Source organism: Streptomyces sp. MK37H, assembly GCF_018035285.1.
Lineage (GTDB): Bacteria > Actinomycetota > Actinomycetes > Streptomycetales > Streptomycetaceae > Streptomyces > Streptomyces endocoffeicus.
The window spans coordinates 1-1788 of sequence record NZ_JAAAYH010000797.1; the positions used below are offsets into that span (position 1 = coordinate 1).

2 protein-coding genes are annotated in these 1788 nt (G+C 73.5%); both read right to left on the minus strand.

The features are described from left to right. A partial coding sequence (locus GWI24_RS43985) for an SDR family NAD(P)-dependent oxidoreductase (protein ID WP_210951604.1) occupies positions 1–875 on the minus strand: 875 nt, incomplete at its 3' end. Between the two features lie 48 nt (positions 876–923). Continuing rightward, the coding region (locus GWI24_RS43990; protein ID WP_247617726.1) for a phosphopantetheine-binding protein at positions 924–1788 on the minus strand (865 nt) is incomplete at its 5' end.

A 1788-nucleotide genomic window follows, 5' to 3' on the forward strand; every position in this document is an offset into this window, starting at 1 on the left:
GGCTCGGGCGTCACGACGGGCTTGGGCGTCACGACCGGCTCGGGCGTCACGACCGGCTCGGGCTCCGGTGCGGCCTCCTCCCGTACGGGGGCCGCGGCGGGCGGCGACATGAGGGCGGCGCCGAGCGTCAGTCCCCCGTCGGCGAGCACCACCTGTCCGGTGATCCACCGCGAGGCGTCGGAGGCCAGGAAGGCGACGACATCGGCGAACTCCTCCGGGGTGCCCAGCCGTCCGAAGGGGGTCGCCCTCGCGATCACCTCCTGCATCTCCCGGGCCCGGGGGAACTTGTCCGCGACCTCGCTCTCCAGCATGGCGGCCGAGGCGGTGTTCACCCGGATGCCCAGCGGGGCGTACTCCACGGCGAGATAGCGGGTGGCCGCTTCGGCGGCCGCCTTGGCGGGGGCGCAGGCCGAGTAGTTGGCCATCACCATCTGCGAGCCGCCGAGCGCCGAGACGGTGACGATCGACCCGCCGCCGCCCCGCGCCATCAGCGGGGCCGCGGCGCGGGCGCAGCGCAGTCCGCCCTTGTAGTTGGTGTCGATGGCCTTGGCGATGTCCTCGTCTGTCACCTCGGCCAGGGGCAGCAGGGCCCCGTTGGCGGCGCTGTTGACGAGGATGTCCAGCCGCCCGTGGCGCTCCTCGATCTCGGCGAACATCCGGTCGACCTGCTCCTGCCGGGCCACCGAGGCCCGGGCGAGCTCGACCCGGGCGCCGCTTGCCACCAGTTCGTCCCTGGTGCGCTTGGCCTGGTCGTGCGAGTGGAAGTAATTGAGGACGACATCGGCGCCGCGGGCCGCGAGGGTCCGCGCGATCGCCTTGCCCACGCCCTTGGAGCCTCCGGTGACCAGGGCCACCTTCCCCGTGAGGTCTTTCATCGGAACGACTGACTCCTTCCGCGACTGCTGCGACGAGGGGTGGGCGCTTCAGCCCGTGGCGGAGGCCGGTGTGTGGGCCCCGTGGTCGTTGAGCTGCTGGAGCACAAAGTCGGTGATCTTGCCCATGGTGTTGTAGGTGGCCAGCCGGAAGCCGGACTCGCGCGGCGGCAGCCCGTAACGGCTGGACACCCTGGACAGGAGTTCGACCTGCTTGACGGAGTCGACGCCCAGCTCGGCCTCCAGCTGCACCTCGTCCTCGAAGACGTCCTCGGGGTATTCGAGCGCCTCGGCGTAGAGGGTCCGCAGCTCCCCGAAGAGCTGGTCGCGGCCGTACCCCTCGGGCCGCGAACCGGACGCCGGAGCCGCCGGGGCCTCCGGTGCGGGCGCGGGAGCGGCCTCGGCGGCGGGCTCGGGCTCCGGCTCGACGGCTGCCGCGGGCTCCGGCTCGGGCTCTGCGCCGCTGCCCTCGGTGGACTTGCGGAAGGCGTCCAGTTCGGTGCGGACCAGCTCCAGCACCATATGGCCGCGCTCGCTCCAGTACGCCGCGAAGACGTCCGCGGGCACCGAGGGGGCCAGCAGCTCGGCGAGCCCGCCGCGCTCGGGCGCGGCCAGACCGGCCTCGCGCAGCGCGTCGAGGGTGCCGTCGAGCGCGAGCCGCCCGCCGGTCACGGCCAGCGTGGGCAGCGACCGCACCTCGGAGCCGTCGGTCACCTTGGCGACCAGCTTGGAGAGCGCGGCGCGCCCGCCCGCCTCCACGAACACCTCGGCACCGGTCTCCCGCAGATGCCGTACGGCCGCGGCGAACCGCACCGGCCGGGTGAAGTGCTCGGCCAGCAGCTCGGCGAGGACGTCGCCCGGCTCGTAGTAGCGCTGCAGGATCGGCGAGTAGACCGGGCGGTTCAGCGGACGCTGG